28 protein-coding genes are annotated in these 23353 nt (G+C 73.2%); 13 read left to right on the top strand and 15 right to left on the bottom strand.

Features of this window, described 5'->3' with window-relative positions; translation table 11 throughout:
- The first annotated feature begins 75 nt into the window (after positions 1–75).
- The 4 genes from FB558_RS09285 to FB558_RS09270 are packed head-to-tail and all read left to right on the top strand — an operon-like array spanning position 76 to position 3462.
- Positions 76–1173 (top strand): ABC transporter ATP-binding protein, encoded by a 1098-nt coding sequence (locus tag FB558_RS09285; RefSeq protein WP_142053929.1) that lies wholly within the window; start codon positions 76–78, stop codon positions 1171–1173.
- On the top strand, positions 1170–1820 hold the full coding sequence (locus FB558_RS09280; protein ID WP_142050386.1) for an ABC transporter permease: 651 nt from the start codon (positions 1170–1172) through the stop codon (positions 1818–1820). Before FB558_RS09285 ends, FB558_RS09280 begins: the two co-directional genes overlap by 4 nt.
- A complete protein-coding gene (locus tag FB558_RS09275) occupies positions 1817–2539 on the top strand; it encodes an ABC transporter permease (protein WP_142050383.1) in 723 nt (240 codons plus the stop codon). Before FB558_RS09280 ends, FB558_RS09275 begins: the two co-directional genes overlap by 4 nt.
- On the top strand, positions 2536–3462 hold the full coding sequence (locus FB558_RS09270) for an ABC transporter substrate-binding protein (RefSeq protein WP_142050380.1): 927 nt from the start codon (positions 2536–2538) through the stop codon (positions 3460–3462). Before FB558_RS09275 ends, FB558_RS09270 begins: the two co-directional genes overlap by 4 nt.
- Positions 3463–3664: 202 nt before the next feature.
- On the opposite strand, the gene FB558_RS09265 is transcribed toward FB558_RS09270, so the two are convergent.
- Entirely contained in the window at positions 3665–4588 is a 924-nt protein-coding gene (locus tag FB558_RS09265; protein ID WP_142050377.1) for an SDR family oxidoreductase, read from the bottom strand.
- A gap of 64 nt (positions 4589–4652) precedes the next feature.
- On the opposite strand from FB558_RS09265, the gene FB558_RS09260 reads away from it, so the two are divergent.
- On the top strand, positions 4653–4880 hold the full coding sequence (locus FB558_RS09260; RefSeq protein ID WP_142050374.1) for a type II toxin-antitoxin system VapB family antitoxin: 228 nt from the start codon (positions 4653–4655) through the stop codon (positions 4878–4880).
- A 68-nt stretch (positions 4881–4948) separates the two neighbouring features.
- Here the strand turns inward: FB558_RS09260 and FB558_RS09255 are convergent, their stop codons facing one another.
- Positions 4949–5647 (bottom strand): hypothetical protein, encoded by a 699-nt coding sequence (locus FB558_RS09255; protein ID WP_142050371.1) that lies wholly within the window; start codon positions 5645–5647, stop codon positions 4949–4951.
- Positions 5644–5985, bottom strand: a complete 342-nt coding sequence (locus tag FB558_RS09250; protein ID WP_142050369.1) for a PadR family transcriptional regulator — start codon at positions 5983–5985, stop codon at positions 5644–5646. The genes FB558_RS09255 and FB558_RS09250 overlap by 4 nt, the downstream gene beginning before the upstream one ends.
- 98 nt (positions 5986–6083) lie before the next feature.
- Between FB558_RS09250 and FB558_RS09245 the strand changes: the two genes are divergently transcribed.
- Entirely contained in the window at positions 6084–6506 is a 423-nt protein-coding gene (locus FB558_RS09245; protein WP_142050368.1) for a hypothetical protein, read from the top strand.
- Positions 6503–8056 (top strand): multicopper oxidase family protein, encoded by a 1554-nt coding sequence (locus FB558_RS09240; protein WP_142050366.1) that lies wholly within the window; start codon positions 6503–6505, stop codon positions 8054–8056. Before FB558_RS09245 ends, FB558_RS09240 begins: the two co-directional genes overlap by 4 nt.
- Before the next feature lie 21 nt (positions 8057–8077).
- Here the strand turns inward: FB558_RS09240 and FB558_RS09235 are convergent, their stop codons facing one another.
- From FB558_RS09235 to FB558_RS09200, 9 genes are all read right to left on the bottom strand, one after another.
- The gene (locus FB558_RS09235) at positions 8078–8374 is read right to left on the bottom strand and encodes a DUF1330 domain-containing protein (protein WP_142050363.1); all 297 of its coding nucleotides are present in this window, start codon (positions 8372–8374) and stop codon (positions 8078–8080) included.
- Positions 8375–8389: 15 nt separating this feature from the next.
- Entirely contained in the window at positions 8390–9391 is a 1002-nt protein-coding gene (locus FB558_RS09230) for a TIGR03842 family LLM class F420-dependent oxidoreductase (RefSeq protein WP_142050360.1), read from the bottom strand.
- A 94-nt stretch (positions 9392–9485) separates the two neighbouring features.
- Positions 9486–10880: a dihydropyrimidinase gene (gene hydA / locus FB558_RS09225; protein WP_142050357.1), complete on the bottom strand. Its 1395-nt coding sequence runs from the start codon at positions 10878–10880 to the stop codon at positions 9486–9488.
- Positions 10877–12169, bottom strand: coding sequence for an aspartate aminotransferase family protein (locus tag FB558_RS09220; RefSeq protein WP_142050354.1), 1293 nt, complete (start codon positions 12167–12169; stop codon positions 10877–10879). Before FB558_RS09220 ends, hydA begins: the two co-directional genes overlap by 4 nt.
- Positions 12166–13017 (bottom strand): nitrilase-related carbon-nitrogen hydrolase, encoded by an 852-nt coding sequence (locus FB558_RS09215; protein ID WP_142050351.1) that lies wholly within the window; start codon positions 13015–13017, stop codon positions 12166–12168. Before FB558_RS09215 ends, FB558_RS09220 begins: the two co-directional genes overlap by 4 nt.
- 112 nt (positions 13018–13129) lie before the next feature.
- Positions 13130–13639 (bottom strand): SRPBCC family protein, encoded by a 510-nt coding sequence (locus FB558_RS09210; RefSeq protein WP_142050348.1) that lies wholly within the window; start codon positions 13637–13639, stop codon positions 13130–13132.
- Positions 13636–13956: an ArsR/SmtB family transcription factor gene (locus FB558_RS09205; RefSeq protein ID WP_142050345.1), complete on the bottom strand. Its 321-nt coding sequence runs from the start codon at positions 13954–13956 to the stop codon at positions 13636–13638. The genes FB558_RS09210 and FB558_RS09205 overlap by 4 nt, the downstream gene beginning before the upstream one ends.
- 32 nt (positions 13957–13988) lie before the next feature.
- On the bottom strand, positions 13989–14198 hold the full coding sequence (locus tag FB558_RS43170) for a hypothetical protein (RefSeq protein WP_170231117.1): 210 nt from the start codon (positions 14196–14198) through the stop codon (positions 13989–13991).
- A 5-nt stretch (positions 14199–14203) separates the two neighbouring features.
- Positions 14204–14587, bottom strand: coding sequence for a hypothetical protein (locus FB558_RS09200; protein ID WP_211366237.1), 384 nt, complete (start codon positions 14585–14587; stop codon positions 14204–14206).
- A gap of 128 nt (positions 14588–14715) precedes the next feature.
- Here FB558_RS09200 and FB558_RS09195 point away from each other — a divergent pair, with 128 nt between their 5' ends.
- From FB558_RS09195 to FB558_RS09175, 5 genes are all read left to right on the top strand, one after another.
- Positions 14716–14976 (top strand): hypothetical protein, encoded by a 261-nt coding sequence (locus tag FB558_RS09195; RefSeq protein WP_094923702.1) that lies wholly within the window; start codon positions 14716–14718, stop codon positions 14974–14976.
- Positions 14973–15224: a hypothetical protein gene (locus tag FB558_RS09190; protein WP_142050342.1), complete on the top strand. Its 252-nt coding sequence runs from the start codon at positions 14973–14975 to the stop codon at positions 15222–15224. Before FB558_RS09195 ends, FB558_RS09190 begins: the two co-directional genes overlap by 4 nt.
- Before the next feature lie 9 nt (positions 15225–15233).
- Positions 15234–17969, top strand: a complete 2736-nt coding sequence (locus tag FB558_RS09185; RefSeq protein WP_142050339.1) for an FtsK/SpoIIIE domain-containing protein — start codon at positions 15234–15236, stop codon at positions 17967–17969.
- Positions 17970–18042: 73 nt separating this feature from the next.
- Positions 18043–18426 carry a hypothetical protein gene (locus FB558_RS09180; protein WP_142050336.1) on the top strand — a complete coding sequence of 128 codons (384 nt, stop codon included), beginning with the start codon at positions 18043–18045 and terminating at the stop codon, positions 18424–18426.
- Positions 18427–18519: 93 nt separating this feature from the next.
- Entirely contained in the window at positions 18520–19119 is a 600-nt protein-coding gene (locus FB558_RS09175; RefSeq protein ID WP_142050333.1) for a class I SAM-dependent methyltransferase, read from the top strand.
- On the opposite strand, the gene FB558_RS09170 is transcribed toward FB558_RS09175, so the two are convergent.
- A complete protein-coding gene (locus FB558_RS09170) occupies positions 19120–19896 on the bottom strand; it encodes a maleylpyruvate isomerase family mycothiol-dependent enzyme (RefSeq protein ID WP_246106334.1) in 777 nt (258 codons plus the stop codon).
- Positions 19897–19941: 45 nt separating this feature from the next.
- Here FB558_RS09170 and FB558_RS09165 point away from each other — a divergent pair, with 45 nt between their 5' ends.
- Positions 19942–20874, top strand: a complete 933-nt coding sequence (locus FB558_RS09165; protein ID WP_142050330.1) for a MerR family transcriptional regulator — start codon at positions 19942–19944, stop codon at positions 20872–20874.
- Positions 20875–20962: 88 nt separating this feature from the next.
- Here FB558_RS09165 and FB558_RS09160 read toward each other — a convergent pair whose 3' ends face one another.
- Together FB558_RS09160 and FB558_RS09155 are read right to left on the bottom strand one after the other, a co-directional pair.
- Positions 20963–22261 carry an MFS transporter gene (locus FB558_RS09160; protein ID WP_142050323.1) on the bottom strand — a complete coding sequence of 433 codons (1299 nt, stop codon included), beginning with the start codon at positions 22259–22261 and terminating at the stop codon, positions 20963–20965.
- A gap of 138 nt (positions 22262–22399) precedes the next feature.
- Positions 22400–23317 (bottom strand): LysR family transcriptional regulator, encoded by a 918-nt coding sequence (locus tag FB558_RS09155; protein ID WP_170231251.1) that lies wholly within the window; start codon positions 23315–23317, stop codon positions 22400–22402.
- Positions 23318–23353: the final 36 nt, after the last annotated feature.

The following is a 23353-nucleotide window of genomic DNA, read 5'->3' as shown; positions in this document are numbered from 1 at the left end:
GTCGGTGCCTCGGGATAGCCTCGCGGGGACGCGACGACCGGCAAGGGGTCGTCGGTGAACACGGAGGTCTCCCGGATGATCGAGTTCCGGGGCGTGACCAAGCGCTTCCCCGACGGCACCGTTGCGGTCGACTCCCTCGACCTGGCCGTGGACGCCGGCAAGATCACGGTCTTCGTCGGTCCGTCGGGGTGCGGCAAGACCACGTCGTTGCGGATGATCAACCGGATGATCGAGCCCACCGGCGGCACGATCACGGTCGACGGGCGCGACGTCACCGCCGTCGATGCCGCCGAGCTGCGCCGGGGCATCGGCTACGTCATCCAGCAGGCGGGGCTGTTCCCGCACCGCACCATCCTCGACAACATCGCCACCGTGCCGCTGCTGCTGGGCTGGAGCAAGGCGAAGGCCCGCGCTCGCGCCGCGGAGCTGATGGAGCTCGTCGGCCTGGACCGCGAGATGGCCAAGCGCTACCCCGCCCAGCTGTCCGGCGGCCAGCAGCAGCGGGTGGGGGTGGCAAGGGCGCTGGCGGCCGACCCGCCCATCCTGCTCATGGACGAGCCGTTCAGCGCGGTCGACCCGGTGGTGCGCGAGAGCTTGCAGGACGAGCTGCTGCGGCTGCAGTCCGAGCTGGGCAAGACCATCGTCTTCGTCACCCACGACATCGACGAGGCGATCAAGCTCGGCGACAAGGTCGCGGTGCTGCGGGTCGGCGGTGTGCTCGCGCAGTACGACGAGCCCGGCCAGCTGCTCGCGCGGCCCGTCGACGACTTCGTCGACAACTTCGTGGGGCGCGACCGGGGCTACCGGGGCCTGGGCTTCCTGTCCTCCGACGCCATCCCGATCGGGGAGCTGGCCACCGTCGCCCTCGGCGACCCGGTGCCCGACGAGGACGCGTGGGTGCTGGTCGTCGACTCCGAGCGGCACCCGCAGGGATGGCTCAACGGCGCCGAGCGCAACGGCACCCCCACGGTCGACCCCGCGCACCTGGTGCCCGGGGGCTCGCTCTACGACATCGGCTCCGGTTCGCTGCGCAGCGCGTTGGACGCCTCGCTGTCGTCGCCGTCGGGCGTGGGCGTCGCGGTCGACGAGGGCGGTGCCGTCGTCGGTTCCGTCACCGCGGGCGACGTCCTCGCCGTGCTCGACGCCGCGCGGGAGCACGAGGCGGCTGCGTGATCTGGAGCTGGATCCCCGCCAACGCGGACCGGATCCTGGATCTCACCGTCGAGCACCTGCGGCTGGCGCTCATCCCGGTAGTGGTCGGGCTGGTGTTGTCGGTGCCGCTCGGCTGGCTGGCGAACCACTACCGGGTCGCGCGGGCGGTGCTGGTCCCGGCGGCCGGGGTGCTGTACACGATCCCGTCGCTCACGCTGTTCGTCGTGCTCCCCGGGATCCTCGGCACCCGCATCCTGTCCGAGATCAACATCATCGTCGCCCTCACGATCTACACCGTCGCCCTGCTCGTGCGCAGCGTCGCCGACGCGCTCGCGGCGGTGCCAGGGCTCGTCGTCGCGGCCGCCACGGCGATGGGCTACCGCCCGGCCCGGCGGTTCCTCGACGTCGAGCTGCCGCTGGCGGTCCCGGTGCTCGTCGCCGGGCTGCGGGTCGCCACCGTGTCGAGCATCAGCCTGGTGAGCGTCGGCGCCCTGATCGGTGTCGGCGGCCTCGGTGAGTTCTTCACCGAGGGCTTCCAGCTGCAGTTTCCCACCGAGATCATCACCGGCATCGGGCTGATCGTGCTCCTGGCGCTGGCCGGTGACGCGGTGCTGCTGCTGCTCGGGCGCGTGCTCACGCCGTGGAGCCGGGCGGGGGGCGCCCGGTGAACATCGTCGCCGAGGTCGTCGCCTGGTTCGCCGACCCCTCGAACTGGTCGGGCAACACCGGCGTGCCGGCGCGGCTGCTCGACCACCTGGGCTACACGCTGCAAGCCCTGCTGATCGCCGCGGCGATCGCGATCCCGATCGGTGCGGCGATCGGGCACACGGGGCGGGGCGGCTTCCTCGTGGTCGGGTCGGCCAACGGGCTGCGCGCGCTGCCCGAGCTCGGGCTGCTCACGCTGCTGGTGGGCTTCACCGGCCTCGGGGTCCTGCCGCTCACGATCACGCTGGTGATCCTCTCGGTACCGCCGCTGCTGGCCGGCACCTACGCGGGAGTGCGCAACGCCGACCCCGCCGTCGTCGACGCCGCCCGCGGCGTGGGCATGCGCGAGCGGGAGGTGCTCACGAAGGTGGAGCTGCCGATCGCGGTGCCGCTGATCCTCGGCGGGCTGCGCACCGCCACCCTGCAGGTGATCGCCACCGCCACCATCGGCGCCTACATCGGCCTCAGCGGGCTGGGCCGGTTCCTGATCGACGGCCTCGCCCGCAACGACTACACCGAGATGGCAGCGGGCGCCGTGCTGGTCGCCGGGCTCGCCCTGGTCGTCGAAGGGCTGCTCGGCGGCCTGCAACGCCTGATCGTCTCACCCGGCCTGCGCTCGGCGCAGGCCCGCCGGAGGGCCCCCCGAACGGCCCCCGTCTTCGCAGGAGGAACTGCATCATGAATCGCACTCTCGTCGCGCTGGCCGGCCTGATCGCCGTCGGCCTCACGGCCTGCGGGGGCGGCGGCGACCCGCTCGCCGGCGGCTCCGCAGGCACCGCCGCCGAGCAGCCGCCCGCCGCGGCCGACACCATCCGGATCGGTTCGGCCAACTTCACCGAGAACCGGCTGCTCGGCGAGATCTACGCACAGGCGTTGGAGGCCAAGGGCGTCACTGTGGAGCGCCAGTTCGGCATCGGCAGCCGAGAGGTCTACTTCCCTGCACTGCAGGACGGCTCCATCGACCTCATCCCGGAGTACAGCGGCAACCTCCTCCAGGAGATCGACCCGCAGACCACGGCCACTGCACCGGACGCGGTGTACCAGGAGGTCACCCAGAAGCTCCCGGACGGGCTCACCGTCCTCGAGCAGTCCGCCGCGGAGAACAAGGACGCCGTCGTCGTCACGGCCGAGACGGCGCAGCGGTACGGCACCTCGTTGGCCGACTACGGCCCGGCGTGCGGGGAGCTCGTGTTCGGTGGACCGCCCGAGTTCGCCGAGCGGCCCTACGGCCTGCCCGGGATCGAGCGGCTCTACGGCTGCACGTTCAGCGAGTTCCGTTCGCTCGACGCGGGCGGCCCGCTCACGGTCGCGGCCTTGGCGGACGGCACCATCCAGGCCGCCGACCTGTTCACCACCGACCCGGTCATCGAGGACCGCGGATGGGTGGCGCTGGAGGACCCGAAGAACAACTTCGCGGCCCAGAACGTCCTGCCGCTGATCAACGAGGCGAAGGCCACGGACCAGGTGCGCGAGACCCTCAACGCGATCTCGGCAGCCCTCACCACCGACGGCCTGATCGAGCTCAACCGCAAGCTCGCCGACGCCGCCACCAACAGCGTGGAGTCGGTGGCGACGGAGTGGCTGGCGGCGAACAACCTGGGCTAGCGCCTTGATCCATCTGAGCAGCACGTGACGGTGCGCCCGACCGCGCTGACGCGCTGCTCGGGTCGATCAACGCTGCCTGATCGCTGCGAGTCGCGCGCTGTGGTGGCGTGACCGCCGTGGCGTACTGCTCGGACGGACTGCGGCCCGGACGAGCGGCGCTCTCGTCCACACCGATCGGACGAAGGTGCCGCTCGTCCGATCGTCAGCGGTAGCCCGTCACGTCCGCCGGCTTGCCCGCGTCCTGCACCTCGACGATGTAGCGCCAGCAGTCCGGCCGCGAGCCGTCGAGGTCGGTGAAGCCGTACTCCTTCGCGAGCCCGCCGCTGGACAGGCTGGCGCCCTGCCACCGCCCGCGGTCGGGGTCGGCGGCCAGCGCGGCGACGGCGCGGCCGACGAAGTGCGGGGTCTCGGAGATCGCGAAGTGCGGCTCCTTCGCGCACGCGTCGCGCCAGTTCTGCTCGGCGACGTCGTAGTGGTCGAGCATCATCTCCGAGCGCAGCCAGCCGGGCGTGATCACCACGGACGTACCGCCGTGCGGGCCGAGCTCGTGCGCCCAGGTGCTGGCCAGCCGGATGGGCGCGATCTTGGCGAGGTCGTAGTAGGCGTTGAGGCGGTAGTTCTCGGCGTTGTACTCCGCCGTCCCGTCGGTGACCTCGACGACGAGCCCGCCGGGCCGCTCGATGAGCAGCGGGAACGCGTACCGCGCCGTGATCAGGTGCGTGTCGATCGCGAGGCGCAGGATCCGCAGCCCGGCATCGAGCGGGTGCTCCCAGACGGTCTTGTCCCACTCCGTCAGGTACTCGCCGCCCCAGATGTCGTTGACCAGGACGTCGAGGCGGCCCTGCTCGGCCCGGATGCGGGCCACGAGTGCCTCGACCTGTTCGGGCACCAGGTGGTCGGTGGGTACCGCGATGCCGGTGCCGCCCGCGGCCGTCACCAGGTCGGCGGTGTCCTCGATCGTCTCGGACCGGTCGTACTCGCTGCGCCGCTCCCGGGTCGTGCGGCCGGTGACGTACACCGTGGCACCCACGGCGCCGAGCTCCACCGCGATGCCCCGGCCCGCGCCCCGCGTCGCACCCGCCACGAGCGCGATCCGTCCGGCCGGCGGCCTCTCCGTCGATGTCATGTCGCCAGCATCGCGTGCATCCTTGACAGCTGCTGTCGGTGTATGGCGGGTGTATCGAATGTGCATGGCGCGCACCAACATCGACATCGACGACGAGCTCGTCACCGAGGCGATGCGCAAGTTCGGGCTCGAGACGAAGGAGGAAGCCGTCGACCTGGCCCTGCGCCGGCTCGTGGGGCCGCGGCTGTCGCCTGAGTTCTTCGAGAGCATGCGCGGGATCGGCTGGGACGGCGACCTCGACGAGATGCGGGAGTCGCGGGTACAGGAGATCGAGGACCGCGAGTGGAGCTGATCGACTCCTCGGTGTGGATCGAGTACCTCCGCGACCGGGACCGGGACTTCGACGTGCTCGCCGCGGCCCTACCCGACCTGCGCGTGCGCTCCCTGGTCCGAGCGCGTCGACGCCCACGCCACCCGCAGCGACCGGACGGCGGAGCGGACCACCACCACGAGCACCAGGGCGCTCACGACGACCGCGACCAGCGCGAGGGGTCTCGTGGTGAGCATCAGACCCGCTTGCGGCGCGTGCGCCAGGTTCATCACGATGGCGGTGCCGCCGCAGACGAGCGCGCCCGTGGCGGCGGTGAGGCCGGCCAGCCCGGTGATCCACCGGGGGGCGCCGCTGCGCCGGAACGTGGCGACGAGCAGCGCGAGCGCGGCCGCCGCGATCCCGAAGCTCGCGACGTCCTGAACGCGGGCCAGCGCGGCGACGACGGCCGGTGCCGGGCCGGGCCAGCCGATGCCGGAGCTCCACAGCAGGTCCCAGCCGAGGACCATCGCGGGGAACACGAGCGCCAGCAGCAGTGCGGTCGCGCGGCCCTGGCGCACGGTGAGCTCCTCCTGCATCAGCGGCGCCACCGCGCGCACCGGGCCGAAGTCCTGCACGGCCGCGGCCGCCGCGGGGAGCGGTTCCAGCCCACCGGCCCGGTAGGCGTCGGCCGCGTCCTGCAACCCGCCGTGCACCTCCGCGATCATGCTGCGCTTGACGGTGCCGGGGCCGCGCAGCAGGCGGTCGAGCTCGGCGACGTGAGCGGCCACCGGGTCCGCGGCCGCGGTCACGACGCGTCCCGGGCGGTGCCGGGGAGCCGCAGCACGGCGTCCACCACGGCGCTGAACTCGCGCCAGTCGGCCCGCTGCCCGGCGAGCGAGTGCCGCCCGGCGCGGGTGAGCGTGTACGTGCGCCGCTCGCGCCCGCCGACCGTGCTCCACGCGCCCGAGAGCAGCCCGGCCCGCTCCAGCCGGCGCAGTGCGGGGTAGACGGTGCCCGTGGGCAGGTCCAGCCGCCCGCCGCTGCGGGCCTGCAACGCCTCGATGATCGAGTAGCCGTGGCGGGGCCCGTCCTCGAGGACGGCGAGGATCAGGCCGTCCAGGTGGCCGCGCACGACGTCGGGCTTCATGCATAGGGACTCTACCTAGCCCGGGCGTCTCCGGATCCGGGGCGGGATCAGGGATCTCCCGGATTCATATGTAGACGCGCTACCTATAGCGTCGCGGTGTGGACACCCTCGCGCCACCGGCGGCTCCCGTTCGGAGACCCCGGATCACCCTCTGGACGTTGCGGCTGATGCTCTCGGTGCACCTGCTGGCGGTCCTCGCCCAGCCGGTCCTCGCCGGCCGGTACCTGATCGGCGACGTCGACGCGATGGCCGCGCACGGGCTCGTCGGCTCGCTGCTGGCGCTCGTCGCGATGTTCGTGATCGCCGCGGCGCTGGCCTACGTGCTCGTGGTCCGGGGGCGGGTGTGGATCCTGCCGGTCACCGTCCTGCTGTTCCTCGCCGACGGCTTCCAGATCGGCGTCGGTTACAGCCGCGAGCTGAACCTGCACGTGCCGCTCGGTGTGGGGATCGTCGTCGGCGCGGTCCTGCTCACGACCTGGGCGTGGATGCCGGTGGCCGCCCGGCCACGGGGGCGGCGATGAGCCCGCGGGTGTCGCGGCGGGGCTTCCTCGGGCTGCTCGGGGGCGCCGCGGCGCTGGCGGCGCTCCCGGCGTGCGGGTCGCTCCCCGCCGGGTCCACCGGCGAGGTGCTGGCCAGCACGCTGCCGCTGCCCGAGCCGTTCCGGGTGCCGCTGCCGGTGCCGCCGGTCGCGCGGCCGGTCGGCGTCGACGGGTCGGGTGCGGAGCTCTACCGGGTGACGCAACGCGTGGCCGAGCAGGAGATCATCCCCGGCTACCGGACACCCGTCCTCGGCTACGACGGGATCTTCCCCGGGCCGACGTTCGAGACCCGCCGCGGGCGCCCCGTCGTGGTGCGGCACCGCAACGAGCTGCCGGTGCCCACCGTGGTGCACCTGCACGGCGGCCACACGCCGGCCGAGCACGACGGGTGGCCGCTCGACCTCGTGCTCCCGGTGGGTGACACCAGCGACTGGACCGGGCACCACGGGATGGTCGGGGACCCGGTGGCGGGCGAGCGCGAGCACCGCTACCCGAACGACCAGCGCGCCGCCACGCTCTGGTACCACGACCACCGCATGGACTTCACCGCTCCGGCGGTCTACCGCGGGCTCGCCGGCTTCCACCTGGTGCGCGACGACGCGGAGGACGCGCTCCCGCTCCCGCGCGGCGACCGCGAGTTGCCGCTGATGATCTGCGACCGCGCGTTCGCCGCGGACGGCTCGTTCGCCTACCCCGGCCTGGACCAGGGGATGCGCTCGGTGCCCGGTGTGGAGGACGCGTGGATGGAGGGCGTGCTCGGCGACGTCGTGCTCGTCAACGGCGCACCCTGGCCGGTGCACGAGGTGGACGCCGCGCGGTACCGGTTGCGGCTGCTCAACGCCGCGAACGCCCGGCGCTTCCGGATCGCGCTGACCGTGCCCGGCGGGCCGGCCGTCCCGCTCGTGCAGATCGGCTCCGACGGCGGGCTGCTCGCCGCACCGGTCGTGCACGAGGCCATCGAGATGGCGCCGGGTGAGCGGTTCGACGTGGTCGTCGACTTCTCGGCGCTCCCGGTCGGCACCGAGGTCACGATGGTCAACGGGCTGGACGCGGGGCGCGCGGGCGACGTCATGCGCTTCCGGGTGGTGCGCACGGCCGCCGACGACAGCCGGGTGCCCGACCGGCTCGCCGACGTCGAGCCGCTCGTGGCGCCGCCCGGCGCGACCCTGCGCACGTTCGACTTCGCGCGCGGCCCCGTCGGCGGCCACACCGGCTGGACGATCAACGGAACGTCCTTCGACCCGAACTCCTCGATCGCCGACATCCCGCTCGGCGAGACCGAGGTGTGGCGGTTCGTCACCGACGTCCACCACCCGGTCCACCTGCACCTGGACGCGTTCCAGGTGCTGAGCCGAGGTGGGCGGCCGCCCTCGCCCTACGACGGCGGGTGGAAGGACACGGTGGACATCCGCCCGGCGGAGGTCGTCGACGTCGCGGTGCGGTTCACCGAGCACGCCGGCCGGTTCGTCTTCCACTGCCACAACCTCGAGCACGAGGACATGGCCATGATGGCGACGATCCGGACCGTCTGAGCGACGCGCCGGCGGGGTGGATCACTGCGGGGCGGGAGCTCCTTCGACGATCACGACCGACGCGGTGCTGCACGCCTTCCGGATCTCGACCAGCCGCTGGTACTCCGGTGACCGGTAGAAGGCGAGCGCGGCGTCGTAGCTGGGGAACTCGACCACCACGACCCGCGGCAGCCACTCGCCCTCCACCACGGTGGCCGCGCCGCCGCGGGCGAGGAAGCGCCCGCCGTGCTCGGCGACGACCCGCTGGGCTCCCGCCTTGTACTCCTCGTAGGCGTCGGGGTCGGTGACCTCGCCGTTCAGGATGACGTATCCGGACACAGGGCTCCTTCTCGCTCAGGAGAGCGCGGGGATGACCGAGGCGCCGTACGCCTCGATCGTCGACTCGCGGGCGTCGTGCATGGCGTAGACAGCGAACTGGTCGACCCCCAGCTCCCGCAGCTCGGCGAGCCGCTCCAGCTGGGCCGCGGGCGGGCCGAGCAGGCAGAAGCGGTCGACGACCTCGTCGGGCACGAAGTCGGTGGACCGGTTCCCCGCGCGGCCGTGGTGGCTGTAGTCGTAGCCGTCGCGGCCCGCGATGTAGGCGGTGAGCGCCGCGGGCACGGCCGCCGACCCCTCGCCGTAGCGCGTGACGAGGTCGGCGACGTGGTTGCCCACCATCCCGCCGAACCAGCGGCACTGGTCGCGGGCGTGGCCCAGGTCCTCGCCGACGTACGCGGGCGCGGCCACGCACATCGTGATCGATGCCGGGTCGCGGCCCGCGGCCTCCGCCGCGGCCCGCACCGTCTTGATCGTCCACTCCACGAGGTAGGGGTCGGCGAGCTGCAGGATGAACCCGTCGGCGGCGCGCCCGACGAGGTCGAGCGCCTTCGGGCCGTACCCGGCCATCCACACCGGCAGCTGCGCGCCCTCGGCGACCCAGGGGATCTGCACGGTCGTACCGTGCATCTCCACGGCCCGGCCCTCGGCGAGCTCACGGATCACGTGGATCGACTCCTCGAGCCGCGCCAGCGTGGTGGGCGGGCGGCCCTGCACGCGCACGGCGGAGTCGCCGCGACCGATGCCGCAGACCGTCCGGTTGCCGAACTGCTCGCCCAGCGTGGCGTGCATGGAGGCGATGACCGTCCAGTCGCGGGTCGCCGGGTTGGTCACCATCGGCCCGACGACCAGCCGTGACGTCCGCTCCAGGATCCGCGGGTAGAGGACGTAGGGCTCCTGCCACAGGACGTGCGAGTCGAACGTCCAGCCGTGGCTGAACCCCAGCGACTCACCCCTCACCATGAGGTCGACGACGGCCCGAGCAGGCGGATCGGTCTGAAGGACGAGCCCCACGTCCATCACGTGCTCCCGCCCCGAGCGCACCGTGGAGCCTTACTGCTGTTTTTCGGCCGCCAGGACAGCAATGTGGCTCCAAGGTGCGGGGTGTTGACCGTCATTTGAGGTACTGGCACGTCGACCGCTGTTGGAAGCGGCCGTGGCCGGCGCTCCCGCGGTACTCGCCATCGTCGACGATCACCCGGCCCCGGGAGATCACGGTCTCCGCGCGGCCGGTGATCGCTTTGCCCTCGTAGGCCGAGTAGTCGACGTTCATGTGGTGCGTCTGCGCCGACAGCACCTGCTGGGCGGCCGGGTCGTAGACGACCACGTCGGCGTCCGCGCCCGGGGCGATGGTGCCCTTGCGCGGGTACAGCCCGAACATCCGGGCCGGCGTGGCGCAGGCGATCTCGATCCAGCGCCGCCGCCCGATGTGCCCGTCGAGCACGGCCTGGTGCAGCAGGTCCATCCGGGTCTCGACGCCCGGCAGCCCGTTGGGGATCTTGGAGAAGTCCCCGAGCCCCAGCTCCTTCTGGTCCTTGAAGCAGAACGGGCAGTGGTCGGTGGACACCACCGACAGGTCGTCGGTGCGCAGCCCGCGCCACAGCGCCGCCTGGTGGTCCACCGGGCGCAGCGGTGTGGAGCAGACGTACTTGGCGCCCTCGAAGCCCGGCCGGGCCAGGTCCGCCGTCGAGAGGTAGAGGTACTGCGGGCAGGTCTCGGCGAAGGCGTTGTAGCCCTCGTCGCGGGCGCGGGTGATCTCGGCCAGCGCCTCGATCGCCGACAGGTGCACGATGTAGATCGGCGCCCCCGCGACCTGCGCGAGCTTGATCGCCCGGTGCGTGGCCTCGGCCTCGAGCAGCGCGTGGCGCACCACGCCGTGGTAGCGCGGGTCGCTCTGGCCGCGGGCCAGCGCCTGCTCCACGAGCACGTCGATCGCGATGCCGTTCTCGGCGTGCATCATGATCAGCCCGCCGGTCTCGGCGCCCTTCTGCAGCGCGCGCAGGATCCGCCCGTCGTCGCTGTAGAGGTTGCCCGGGTAGGCCATGAACAGCTTGAAGCTGGTGATGCCCTCCCCGATCAGGGCCTCCATCTCCTTGAGGGAGGAGTCGGTGACATCGGACATGATCATGTGGAAGGCGTAGTCGACGGCGCAGTTGCCGTCGGCCTTCGCGTGCCATGCGTCGAGGCCCTCGCGCAGCGAGCCGCCGCGGGGCTGGATCGCGAAGTCGACGATCGTGGTGGTGCCGCCCCATGCGGCGGCCCGGGTGCCGGTCTCGAACGTGTCGGACGCGACGGTGCCGCCGAACGGCATCTCCATGTGCGTGTGGGCGTCCACGCCGCCGGGGATGACGTAGCGGTCCGTGGCGTCGATGACGGTGTCGGCGGTGAAGCCCTGCGCCACCGCAGGGTCGACGACCGCGACGATCTTCTCGTCCTCGATGAGGACGTCGGCGCTCAGCTCGTCCGACGCGGTGATCACCAGGCCGTTGCGGATCAGCGTGCGGCTCACGGCGTGACCTCCTCGATCGCGGCCACGAGGATGGCCAGCCCCTCTTCGGCCTCCTCGGCGGTGAGGGTGAGCGGCGGGGCGATGCGCAGTGCGTTGCCGTGCAGCCCGCCCTTCCCGACGAGCAGCCCGCGGCGCTTGCAGGCCTCCAGCACGGCGTTGGCCAGCTCGGGTGCCGGCTCGCCCGGGCTGCCGGTGCCCGGGCGCACGAGCTCGACACCGATCATCAAGCCCTTGCCGCGGACGTCGCCGATGATCGGCGACCCGTGTGCCCGCAGGCCGTCCAGCAGCGTCGGCCCGTGCCGGGCGGCGTTGCCCTGCAGGTCGTGGTCCAGCAGGTACCGCAGGTTGGCCAGCGCGCCCGCCGACGTCAGCGGCGAGCCGCCGAACGTCGAGATCGAGTTGGCGCCGAGGCAGTCCATCACCTCGGCGCGGGCGATCACCCCGCCCATCGACAGCCCGTTGCCGATGCCCTTGGCGAAGGTGACGATGTCGGGCGTCGAGCCATGTGCCTGCCAGCCCCAGAAGTGCTCGCCGGTGCGGCCCCAGCCGGTCTGCACCTCGTCGGAGATCCAGAGGATGCCGCGCTCGCGCAGCACGTCGGCGAACGCGCCGAGCAGGCCGTCCGGGCCGGAGGTGAAGCCGCCGACGCCCTGGATCGGCTCGGCGATCAGCGCGGCCACGTCGCCGCCCGCCTGGTCGAGCACCTCGTTCAGGTCGGTCACGCAGGCGGCGATGTACTCGCCGTCCGAGAGCCCCGCGTAGGGCGAGCGGTACTGCTGCCCGCCGTGCACGTAGTAGACCTGGAACGGGGAGAGCGACGTGGGCGACCACGTCCGGTTCCCGGTGATCGCCACCGTCGAGAACGACCGGCCGTGGTAGCTGTTGCGCAGGGCCAGGATCTGGTTCGACCGGCGCAGCGAGCTGGCCAGCAGCAGCGCGGTGTCGTTGGCCTCGGTGCCCGACGTCGTGAGGAAGACCTTCGCGTCCGGGATGTCGGAGACGGCGGCGATCTGCTCGGCGAGCTCCACCATCGGCCGGTTCAGGTACAGCGTGGAGCTGTGGATGATCCGCCCGGCCTGGTCGGAGACGGCCTTGGTGACCTCGGGCAGCGCGTGCGCGGTCATCGTGGTGAGGATGCCGCCGAAGAAGTCCAGGTAGCGGCGGCCGTCGGCGTCCCAGACGTGGCGGCCCTCGCCCCGCTCGATCTCGATGGGCTCCTGGTAGTAGACCGCCAGCCACGACGGCAGGACCGCGCGGGTGCGGGCGAGCAGGTCGTCGGGGCCGCTCATGACTGCACCAGCGGCCCGTAGGCGTCGGGACGCCGGTCGCGGTAGAACGCCCATTGCTGGCGCACCTCGTCGATCAGCCCGAGATCGAGGTCGCGGACCAGGAGCTCCTCGTCGGAGCCGCTCGCGACCTCCCCGACGAACTGCCCGCGGGGATCGACGAAGTAGCTCGTGCCGTAGAAGTCGTTGTCGCCGTACTCCTCCACGCCGACGCGGTTGATCGCCGCCACGAAGTACTCGTTGGCCACGGCCGCGGCCGGCTGCTCGAGCTTCCACAGGTAGGACGACAGGCTGCGGCTCGTGGCCGACGGGTTGAACACGATCTGCGCGCCCGCGAGGCCGAGCGCGCGCCAGCCCTCCGGGAAGTGCCGGTCGTAGCAGATGTAGACGCCGACCTTGCCGACCGCGGTGTCGAAGACCGGCCAGCCGAGGTTGCCCGGCTTGAAGTAGTACTTCTCCCAGAAGCCCTTGACCTGCGGGATGTGGTGCTTGCGGTACTTGCCCAGGTAGCTGCCGTCGGCGTCGATCACGGCGGCGGTGTTGTAGTAGTTGCCCGCGCTCTCGATCTCGAAGACCGGCACGACCAGCACCATCCCGGTCTCCCGGGCGAGCGCCTGCATGCGCTGCACCGTCGGGCCGTCCGGGACGGACTCGGCCCACCGGTAGTGCTCCGCCTCCTGCACCTGGCAGAAGTACGGGGCGTTGAAGACCTCCTGGAACCCCATCACCCGCGCCCCCTGCTCGGCGGCCGAGCGGGCGTAGGACTCGTGCACCTCGATCATGGACGCGGTGTCGCCCGTCCACTTGGCCTGCAGCAACGCCGCCCGCACCACGCGGGACCCATCCGACATCTGAAGAACCTCCGCCGTGCTCGCCCGAGGGGGAAGTGGTCACCTTCGAACGCGGAGCGGCCCCAGTGCAAGACCCAATCGCATCGACCTTCCGCGGACCTCCCGCGCGGCGTCAGCGCGATGCCGCGTACACCTCGCTCAGGGCGGCGTAGTCCGGCTCGGCGGGGGTCTCGCCGTCCAGGTGGGCGGCCAGCGCGTCGAGCATCGCGTGCCAGCCCGTGGCGTAGTCGGAGGCGGGCTCGGAGCGCAGCGGTCGGTGCAGCAGCACCAGCACCGAACCGTCGCCGTCCGCGCTGATCTCCCAGCGGACGGTCGACGCCGGCTCGTCCGGCCACAGCCAGGTGTGCTCCAGCGCGCGTGGCGGGTCGACCCGCAGCACCTCGCCCTCGGCGCGGCCCTCGGCGTCGAAGTCGAAGACGACCGGGCCGCCGACGCGCGCGTGGATCCGCACGCCCGGCACCCAGCGGTCCTGCTGGTCGACGTCGACGAGCGCCTCCCACACCCGTTCGGGCGGGTGCGGCACGCGGCGCTCGAAGCGGATCTGCCACTGCCCGTCCTCGCCGACGCCCAGCGTGCCGCGCCGGTCGTCGCGGGAGGGGGTCGTGTCGGGGTGCTCGCTCATGCGTCGTTCCACCTCTCGTCCAGGTGCTTCTCGAAGGCGTCCAGGCGGACGGCCCAGTTGCTGCGCGTGCGCTCGATCCACGCCCCGGCCTCGGCGAGCGGGGCCGCGTCGAGCCGGTAGAGGCGCCGCTGCGCCTCGCCCCGCCACGCGACGAGCCCGGCGTCGCGCAGCACCCGCAGGTGCCGCGAGACGGCGGGCCGCGACGTCGCGAACTCGGCGGCGAGCTCGCCCGCGGTGCGCTCGCCGGAGGCGACGAGCTCGAGGATGCGCCGGCGCGTGGGGTCGGCGAGGGCCTCGAACACGGCGTCGTCGGACACCCGCCTTTTGTAACCGAAGTTCTACGTAACCGTCAAGTGACAGACGACGCGGGCCCGCGCAGGGCACGGGCGGGCAGCCTGCGCTCCAGCAGCAGCACCCCGGCGACGCTCGCGGCGTTGAGCAGGCCCAGTGCGATCCACGGGGCCGCGGGGAGCAGCTCGAACAGCGTGGCGAAGAACGCGGGAGCGATGATCGAGGAGACCGCGAACGAGTACTGGAACGTGGCGAGTCCGAGCATCATGCTGCTCAGGGCCGCCGTCCACGTGGTCGGCGATGGCGGTGAACACCGACGACCAGAAGAACCGCACCCCGATCGCGACCAGCGACGCCGAGACGAGGATGCCCACGGGCCCCGCTACCCAGGCGTAGGCCAGGAACCCGGCGGCCTGCAACACCTGCGAGGGTGCCGGCCCACACCGGGATCGGCGGGGTGACCGCGTTGGCCACGCTGAGCAGCACCCCGACCAGGGCGAGCGGCACCTCGGTGAGCTGCACGAAGTAGACCAGCGACAGGGGGAGGAACAGTCCGTTGCCGAGCGAGTCGACGGCCGGTGCCCCGATCAGGACACCACCACCGCGACTGCCATGATCGCTGATCATGCGCCGCGCCGCGCGGTCCCCGTGCACCACGACGGACGAGCGTAGGGCGGCCGTTCGGGGCGAAAAACCGAGTAACGGGCCGCATGCGCCGGGTAGCCATTGCGCGGTTAGATTTGCACCGGTAGTGACGGGTACGGGGATCAGGGGAGCAGCGGGACATGGCGAGCATCGAAGAGGTCCGGGCCGGCATCGCGCTGGCCAACGACAAGGCCTCGGAGAGTCTCGGAGCGCTGCAGCAGGCGCACTCCTCACTGGAGCAGGCGCAGGGGGCGCTACTGCGCGTCACCGAGGGCAGTGCGCAGTCCGACGTCTCGGAGGCGAACGGCCTGCTCGCCCAGGCGGTCAGCAGCATCGGCGAGGTGCAGCAGGCCGTGCAGGCGGCGATCCAGGCGTCCGAGGGGGTCGCGAACCGGCTGTGAACGATCTGGGTGAGATCCGGTTCGTGCTGGCGGGCGTGGCCGAGCAGCTCGGCAGCGCCTACCAGCACGCGGGCGTCGCGCGCGACCGGATCGCCGACGCCGTCGCCGTGCTCGACGGGCTGGCTCCGCAGCACTCCGAGCCGCTGGTGCCCGTCGAGCTGCAGCGGGCGGCCGAGGAGCTGGACCGCGGGCTCGGGTTCATCAGCGGCGGTGCGGCCGTCGTCGCCGACATCGACGCGCGGCTGTAGGGGCAGGCCGTGGCACGCGGACCGAGCAGGCGCCAGCAGCGCATCACGGCGGCCTTCGACGCGCTGTGCGCCACGATGGCGCGCGCGCTCGGAGCCGCCGAGGGCGCGCGGGACGCCACCGTGCGCGCGCACGCCGAGGCGATGGCGGAGATGTGGCTGCGCACCGAGGGGCTGGACGGCGCGCAGGCCGACCCGGCGCTGCGCGGCCTGCTCACCAACCCCCGCCTCGCCGGCCCGCTCGAGCGGGTGCGGGCCGACCGGGCCGCGGCCTTCGGGGAGTGGTTGGACACCGGGCCGGAGCAGCTCGCGGGGATCCTCGCCGAGGCCGCCCCGGACGCCGCCGGCCGGGAGCCGGACCAGTGGCTCGGCCAGGTCGGCAAGATCGACGGCGCCGGACCGGTGCCGGCGTTGTGGTCGATCGGCACCGGCCGGATCGGCGGCGCCGAGCCGCGCCTGCCGGTCGCCGTGCCGCTGCTCGACGAGTCGCACCTGCAGATCACCTCCACCCACGACAGCCGGGCGCGCGCCGAGGCGCTGGTGGAGAACCTGCTGCTGCGCGTGATGAGCAGCTTCCGGCCCGGCGTGGTGCACCTGCACGTGTGGGACGTCGGCCAGTTCACCGGGTCCATGCCCGGGCTCTACCCGCTCACCCGCACCGGGCTGCTCACCGTGCACGACCCGAGCATGCTGGCGCAGCTGCTCGAGGAGCTGTCCGACCGGATCCGCCGCGTCCACACCCGGGTGCTCGTCGACGGCCACCCGTCGCTGCGCGCGATGGCGGAGACCGCAGGCGGGCGCACCGAGCCGTGGGTCGTCGCGGTCCTCGTCGGGAACCGGGCGGCGCTGAAGGACGACGAGCACCGCCAGCTGCAGCGCGTGGCGCGCGGCGGGCTCGCGTGCGGCGTGCAGCTGGTGCTGCTGGACGTCCCGATGACGGTGAACGCGCCCGTCGAGACGATCCGGTTCGACGACAGCGGTACCGCGAGCACGTCGATGACCGGGCAGTACGTCACGGTGGAGCCGGACCCGCCGCTGCCGACCACCGAGGTCACGCGCGCGTGCCACGCCATCGCCGACGAGCACGAGCGCTGGCGCAGCCGGATCGGCACGTTCGCCGACCTGCTCCCGTCACCCGCGCAGTGGGGCGGCATGCGGTCGGTGAGCGGTTTGCACGCCCCGATCGGCTTCGCCGACGGGCTCCCGGTGCAGATGGCTCTCGCCGACTCGGCGCCGCACGCGCTGATCGGCGGACCGAGTGGCTCGGGCAAGACCAACCTGCTGCTCACCATGATCAGCTCGATGGCCGCCCGCTACGGGCCGGACGAGCTGGAGTTCTACCTCCTCGACTTCAAGGAGGGGGTCTCGTTCGCCCAGTTCGCCCCGGGGCGGCGCGACCTCACCTGGCTGCCGCACGCGCGGCTGGTCGGGGTCAACATCAACACCGACCGCGAGTTCGGGCTCGCGCTGCTGCAGTTCCTCTCCGACGAGATGCGGCGCCGCGCCGAGGCGGCCAAGTCGCACGAGGTCACCAAGCTCGAGGAGCTGCGCGAGGCCGACCCGGACGGGCGGTGGCCGCGCATCGTCGCCGTCGTCGACGAGTTCCAGTACCTGTTCGCCGAGCGCGACGCCGTCACGCGGCAGGCCACGCTGCTGCTCGAGGACGTCGCCCGGCGCGGCCGCTCCCAGGGCATCCACCTCGTGCTGGCCAGCCAGGACGTCTCCGGCATCGAGGCGTTCTGGGGCCGGCCGGCGATCTTCGAGCAGTTCGTGCTGCGGATCGCGCTGCCCCGCGCCCGGCGGGTGCTCGCCGAGCTGAACGACGCCACGCTCGGCCTGCCGCGCTGGCACGCGGTGCTCAACCACGAGTCGGGCATCAGCCACGGCAACGAGGTCGTGCGGATCCCCGATGCGACGGGCAAGGGCTCGGTGGACGAGGTGCAGCGGACGCTGCACGAGACCTACGCCGAGGGCAGAGCCGAGCCGCGGCTGTTCGACGGGAGCCGGTCGCCGCGGTTCGCCGACCTGCTCGCGGGTCTCCCCGAGGACGGGCCGAACGCGCTCGTCGGGCAGTGCATCGACGTGGCGGGCAGCGCCGCCGCGGTCGCGCTCCCGGACGCCCCCGGCCGCAACCTCGCCGTGTTCGCCTCTGTCGGGCGGGAGGCCGTGCGCGTGCTCGGCGCGGCCGCGGCGTCGCTGGCCGGCAGGCACCCGCGGGGGGAGCTGGACGTCGTGATCGCGCCGCTCGTCGCCGAGGCCGCCGAGCCGGCGCGACGGCTGGCCGAGCGGGTCGTCGCGGCGGGGCAGCGGGCGGAGACGGTCGCGCTCGACGGCCTGCGGGCCCGGGTCGTGGCGCTCGCCGGCGACGTCGGCGACCGGCTCGGCGACGCCGCGGCGCGTCGTCCCGTCGCCGTGGTGCTCTACGCCGCCGACGCCGCCGACACCGTCCTCGAGCGCGAGGGCACGGAGGCGCTGCGCAAGCTGCTGCGCTTCGGCCCGGAGACCGGCGTGCACGTCCTGGGCTGGTGGCGCAGCCCGGCGCGCCTCAAGGCGTTGCTCACCATGGGCGCATCGCCCGACGACGTGGGCGCGTGGGTCGCCCTGGACGTACAGGGGTCGGAGCTGCAGCCGCTCGTGCCCGGGATGATGATCCCCTGGTCGCCGCGCCCCGGGCGGGCGCTGCTGTTCGACCGCGCGCAGCACGCGCAGCCGGAGGTCGTCATCGTGCCGTCGCTGGAGGAGACGTGAGCGAGCTTGCGAGCTCACCATTGAATACAGCAGCGCCGCGAACGGGGCCGACGAGCGTCAGCGAGGAGGACTCGTGAGCGACCACCTGCGGAAGCGACCGGTGAGCGCGGCCCGCGAGTACAAGGAAGTCGTCGCCGGCATCACAGCGGCGGCCGAGGCGCTGCGGGAGCGTGACCGCGAGCGGGCCGCCGCGCTCGCCCGTGAGCTCGTGGGGCTCGCCGATGCCATGCACGGGGCGGGCGAGCGCGCGGCGCTCACCCGGCTCGGGGTCCAGCTGCACTGGGAGGCGGTGCTCGAGGCGCTGTGGGTGGAGTCGTGGATGAAGCTGCGCCCCCTCCCCGGCCCCGACCCCCGCGCCGATCCCGCGGACCTGGACGACCTCGACGCGGAGGTCGAGGCGCGGGCCGCGGAGCTGCAGGAGGCGGTGCGCCGCCGGTTCGGCCTGCCCCGCCGCTGACCACTCGCACACCGATAGTGGTGCTCGCGCACCGACTGCAGTCGGTGTATGAGGGCAGGAGTCGGTGTGTGAGCGTCATGGGAGGGTGGCGGCGTGCCCGTGCCTGACGAGCGGTGGAACCACAACATCCACTACCACCCGGTGGTGCTCGGCGCGGTGCCGGCGGACTGCCGCACGGCGCTCGACGTCGGGTGCGGCGAGGGGATGCTCGCCCGCGAGCTGCGGGCGGTGGTCCCGTCCGTCACCGGCGTCGACCTCGACGCGCCCAGCCTCGAGCTCGCCCGCGCGCAGGGCGGCGGCGTCGAGTACGTGCAGGGCGACGTCCTCACCCATCCCTTCGCGCCCGCGTCGTTCGACCTGATCGCCTCGATCGCCGTGCTGCACCACATGGACACGGCCACCGCGCTGCGCCGGATGCGCGGGCTCCTGCGCCCCGGCGGGGTGCTCGCGGTGATCGGCCTGCCCCGCACCCGGCTCCCGCGCGACCTCCCGTACGAGATCGCAGGCGCGGTCGCGCACCGCTGGCACCGCAGGCGCCGCGGGTACTGGGAGCACTCCGCGCCGACGGTGTGGCCGCCGCCGGACACCTTCGCCGACGTCCGCCGCACCGCGGAGCGGGAGCTGCCCGGTGTGCGGCTGCGCAGGCACGCGCTGTGGCGCTACTCGCTGGTCTGGACGAAGCCCGCGGCCTGATCAGAAGGCCGTGTGCGCCCACCAGTGGTCCAGCAGCGCCCGGTCCCCGGTGATCGTGATCCGGTCGTCGTCGGGGTCGGTCCGCCGGGAGAACACCAGCAGGAGGTCCCGCACCGCCCCCGAGACCGTGACGTCCGCGTCGGCCGTCCGGCGCTCCCAGATGACGCCGGCGGGGGTGCGGGTGATCAGCCACCCCGCGCCCAGGTCGTCCGGGCGCAGCTGGAGCGTCTCGCCGTCACCGCGCAGCTCGGCCAGCGCGGGCTGCAGGTTGGCGCTGCCCGCGGCGGCGATCAGCCCGAGGCCCTCGCTGATCGTGTCCGCCGCCAGGTCCGGGGCGATCGCGAAGTCGACGCGCGCGGCGCCCGCGGCGTCGGCGTGGTGCACCGCGGTGTCGGCCAGCATGCGGCGCAGCCAGAACGCGGCGGGACGCTCGTCGAGGAACGTCCAGACCGGGGTCGCGGGGCCGCCGTCGACGACCGCGGCGACGAGCGCGTCGGCGCCGTCGCGCAGCCACTCCGGCCACTCCCGTGGGGCGCCGGGTTCAGCGGCGCGGGGATCGGGCACGGGTGCCGCGGCCCGCGTGCGCACGAGCTCGGCGCTCCACCGGTGCGCCTGCCCGATGTGGCCGACGAGGTCCCTGACCCGCCACTCGGGGCAGGTCGGCACCGGGGCGTGCGGGTCGAGCCCGGCGACCGCCCGGGCGAACGCCCCGGTCTCCTCCCGCAGGCCGGTGGCCAGCCGTTCGACGTCCAGATCGTGGATCTGCAGCTGTTGCACGCGTCGTACCGTAGGAACTCCACCCGACCGGAGGTTCCACCGACTGTGACCGACAGCACAGCCACGCTCGGGATCGGCGACCTCGCGGCGCGGACCGGCGTGCCGGTGCGCACCATCCGCTTCTACTGCGACGAGGGGATCCTCGAGACCGGGCGCAGCGCGGGCGGGCACCGCCGGTTCGCCCCGTCGGCGGTCGAGCGGCTCGACCTCGTGCGGCGGCTGCGCGGCCTCGGCCTGGGCCTTCCGGCGATCGCGGGCGTCCTCACCGGCGAGCGGTCGCTCGCCGAGGCGGTCGCGGCGGAACGGGCCGCGCTCGACGTCGAGCTGGCGGCGCTCGCGTGGCGGCGGGCGACACTGCGGGCGGTGGAGGAGGCCACGTCCGTCGAGCGGGCCGCGCGCCTCGCGCTGCTCGCGGCGGTGCAGGACCACCGCGCCGCGCACCACGCGCTCCTCGACTTCTGGAACCGGCTGTTCGTCGCGCCGCTGCCCGCGGACCTGCTCGACATGTTCCTCGAGGTCAGCGTGCCCACGCCGCCTGCCGACCCGACGCCCGCGCAGGTCGTCGCGTACGCCGAGATGGTCGTGCTGGTCGGCGACCAGACCCTGGCGCAGCGGATGCGCGCGCGGGGCCGGTTCAACGTCGAACGCATCTCCGACGAGCCCGGGCTGCTGACGGGGATCGCCGAGGCGTGCGAGCTGGCCCGGCCGCTGCTGCTCGCCGGGCGTCGCCCCGAGCCCGGCCGCGCCCTCGACCGGTACGTGACCGCCTACGCCTCGGCGCAGCGCGCCCGGGACACCCCGCGGTTCCGGCAGGAGCTGCTCGCCACGGCCGCGGTCGACCGCGATCCGCGGCTGCGCCGGTACTGGGGTCTGGTGGGTGAGGTGACCGGTGAGCCCGTGACCGTCGGCGTGGCACAGGCCTGGCTCGTCGACGCGTTGGAGCGCTCGGTGGACGGGCGCGGTCGAGCCGAGGGGTGACGCGGCCCTGTCGGAGCGGGGGACTCGCCCTGTCGAGATGGGGGACTCGCGCTGTCGGGACGGGAGACTCGCGGGGAGGGTGGGGCCGTTATGCGCTCTCCTTGCGGTGGTCGGTGCCGATGACGTGCCGGGCGATGATCGAGGCGACGAGCGAGACCACCGCGATCCCGAGCAGCAGGGATGCGGGGCCCCATGAGGCCCCGCCCGACCGGGAGGAGACGAAGGTGGCCAGGGCCGGCATGAACCCGGCGATCACCCCGGAGATGTTCGCCGACAGTGCCAGGCCGCTGTACTGCAGCCGGGCCGGGAACAGCTGCGAGAGCAGCTCGCCGATCGGGCCGTAGGCGATCGTGGTCAGGCCGAGCTGCAGGACGAACCCGACGGCGATCAGCGCGGGGTTCCCGCTGTCGACGATGAAGAAGATCGGGAAGGCCATGGCGACGGAGAAGACGTAGCCGATGATCACGGTGCGCGGCGAGCCGAGGCGCACGGCCATCCACCCCGCGACGAAGAGACCGACGATCTGCCCGAGCGCCCCGATCGTCAGGGCGTTGAGGATGACCGACGCGGGCAGCTCCCGCACCCGCGTGGCGTAGCTGATCATGAACGTCGTGACGATGAAGAAGCCCGCGTTGTTGAACAGGTAGGCGCCGACGCCGAGGGCCAGCCGGCCGGGTGCCTTGAGCACCTCGACGACCGGCGCCCGCTCCGTCTTCGCCGCGGCGGCCAGCGCGCGGAACGTCGGTGTCTCCTCCACCCGCCAGCGCAGCCAGAGCGCGACCGCCACCAGCACGATCGAGGCCAGGTAGGGCAGCCGCCAGCCCCAGGCCAGGAAGTCCTCCTGCGGCAGGAGCGTCACGAGCGCGACGGCGCCGGTGGACAGCAGCGTCCCGGTGGGCGAGCCGATCTGCACCATCGAGGCGTAGAAGCCCCGCCGCCGGGTCGGGGCGTACTCGATCGCCAGCAGCGTGGCGCCGCCCCACTCACCGCCGGTGGCGACGCCCTGCACGGCCCGCAGCAGGGTCAGCAGGATCGGCGCGACGATCCCGGCCGACGCGTAGGTCGGCAGGAGGCCGATGAGCGTGGTCGCGATGCCCATCAGGCCGATCGTCACGACGAGGGCGACGCGCCGGCCGTACCGGTCGCCGATGTGGCCGAAGACGACCGCACCCACCGGGCGGGCGATGAAGCCCACGGCGAAGCTCAGGAACGCCGAGAGCGTGGAGAGCACCGGGTCGTCGCCGGGGAAGAACAGCGGCGCGAACACGAGCGCGGCCGTGGTGCCGAAGAGGAAGAAGTCGTACCACTCCAGCGCGGTGCCGACGTACGCGGCGGTCGCGATCTTGCGGACCTGCTGCTCCGTGGGTCGAGCCGTCGCTTCCGTCATCTGCGTCTCCGCCCGGCCGAGGGACTGCGGGATGGCCGGAGGCTAGGCGAGCACGAGGATGCCGGCCAATACTCGAACGCGATCGACGGCATGCCGCACCGGCATACTCGCCCGCACCTTGGAGCCGTACTGCTGTTCTCACGGTCGGTGAACAGCGGTATGGCTCCATGGTGCGGACATGTGGAGGAACGTCGCCAGGCGTTCGGCGAGCGCGGCGATCACCTCGGCCGCGTAGTGGTGCGGCTCCCACGCCACGTGCAGCGGCACGCCGAGCGCGGAGGCGGGTTCGCCGACGTCGCCCCGTACCGGCACCGGGTGGACGCCGTAGCGCGGGCCGTCGGTGACCACCGCGACCCCCTTGCCCGACGCGGCGACGGCCTGCGCGGTGCCCCCGTCGTCGCACTCCTCGACGGGGCCGTAGGTCAGCCCGCAGCGCGCGACGGCCTCGTCGAGCACCCGCCTGCTCACCGCGGAGCTGCTGGGCAGCACCAGCGGCTCGGCGAGCAGCTCGGCCAGGCCCACCGCGGTCCGGCCGTCCCGGGCCCACGGGTGCCGGGCCGCGACGTGGGCCTGCAGCGGCGCCGCCCCGAGCGGCTGCCGCGCGAAGCCCTCCTCCCCGGGAGCGGGCGAGACGATCGCGTCGGCGCCTGCGCGCAGCGCGTCGTACAGCGCGAAGTGCGACTCCGGCCGGGTCAGCAGGAGCGGGTCGGCCGGGCCGAGAGTGGCGACGAAGGGCGCGACGAAGGCGCTGAGCGACGCGGGGGTCGCGGCGACGGTGAGCCGCCGCACGGCGCCGGCCGCGAGCGCGTCGGCGGCCGAGCGCAGGCTCTCCGACTGCACGAGGAGGTGTCGGGCCATGCGGGCGAACTCCACGCCGGCCGGCGTGAGGCGCAACGTGTTGTGGTGGCGGGCGAACAGCCGCAGGCCCACATCCTTCTCCAGCGCGTGCACCTGCCGGCTCAGCGCGGGCTGGGCGATCAGCAGCCGGCGGGCGGCGGCGGTCACCGTGCCGGTGTCGACCACCGCGAGGAAGCAGCGCAGCCGGTGCAGGTTCACGGCCGCACCATGCCGCATCGGCATGCTCGGCCACCA

The sequence above is a fragment of the Pseudonocardia kunmingensis genome (assembly GCF_006716445.1).
GTDB lineage: Bacteria > Actinomycetota > Actinomycetes > Mycobacteriales > Pseudonocardiaceae > Pseudonocardia > Pseudonocardia kunmingensis.
This window is presented reverse-complemented; position numbering and strand designations above follow the sequence as displayed.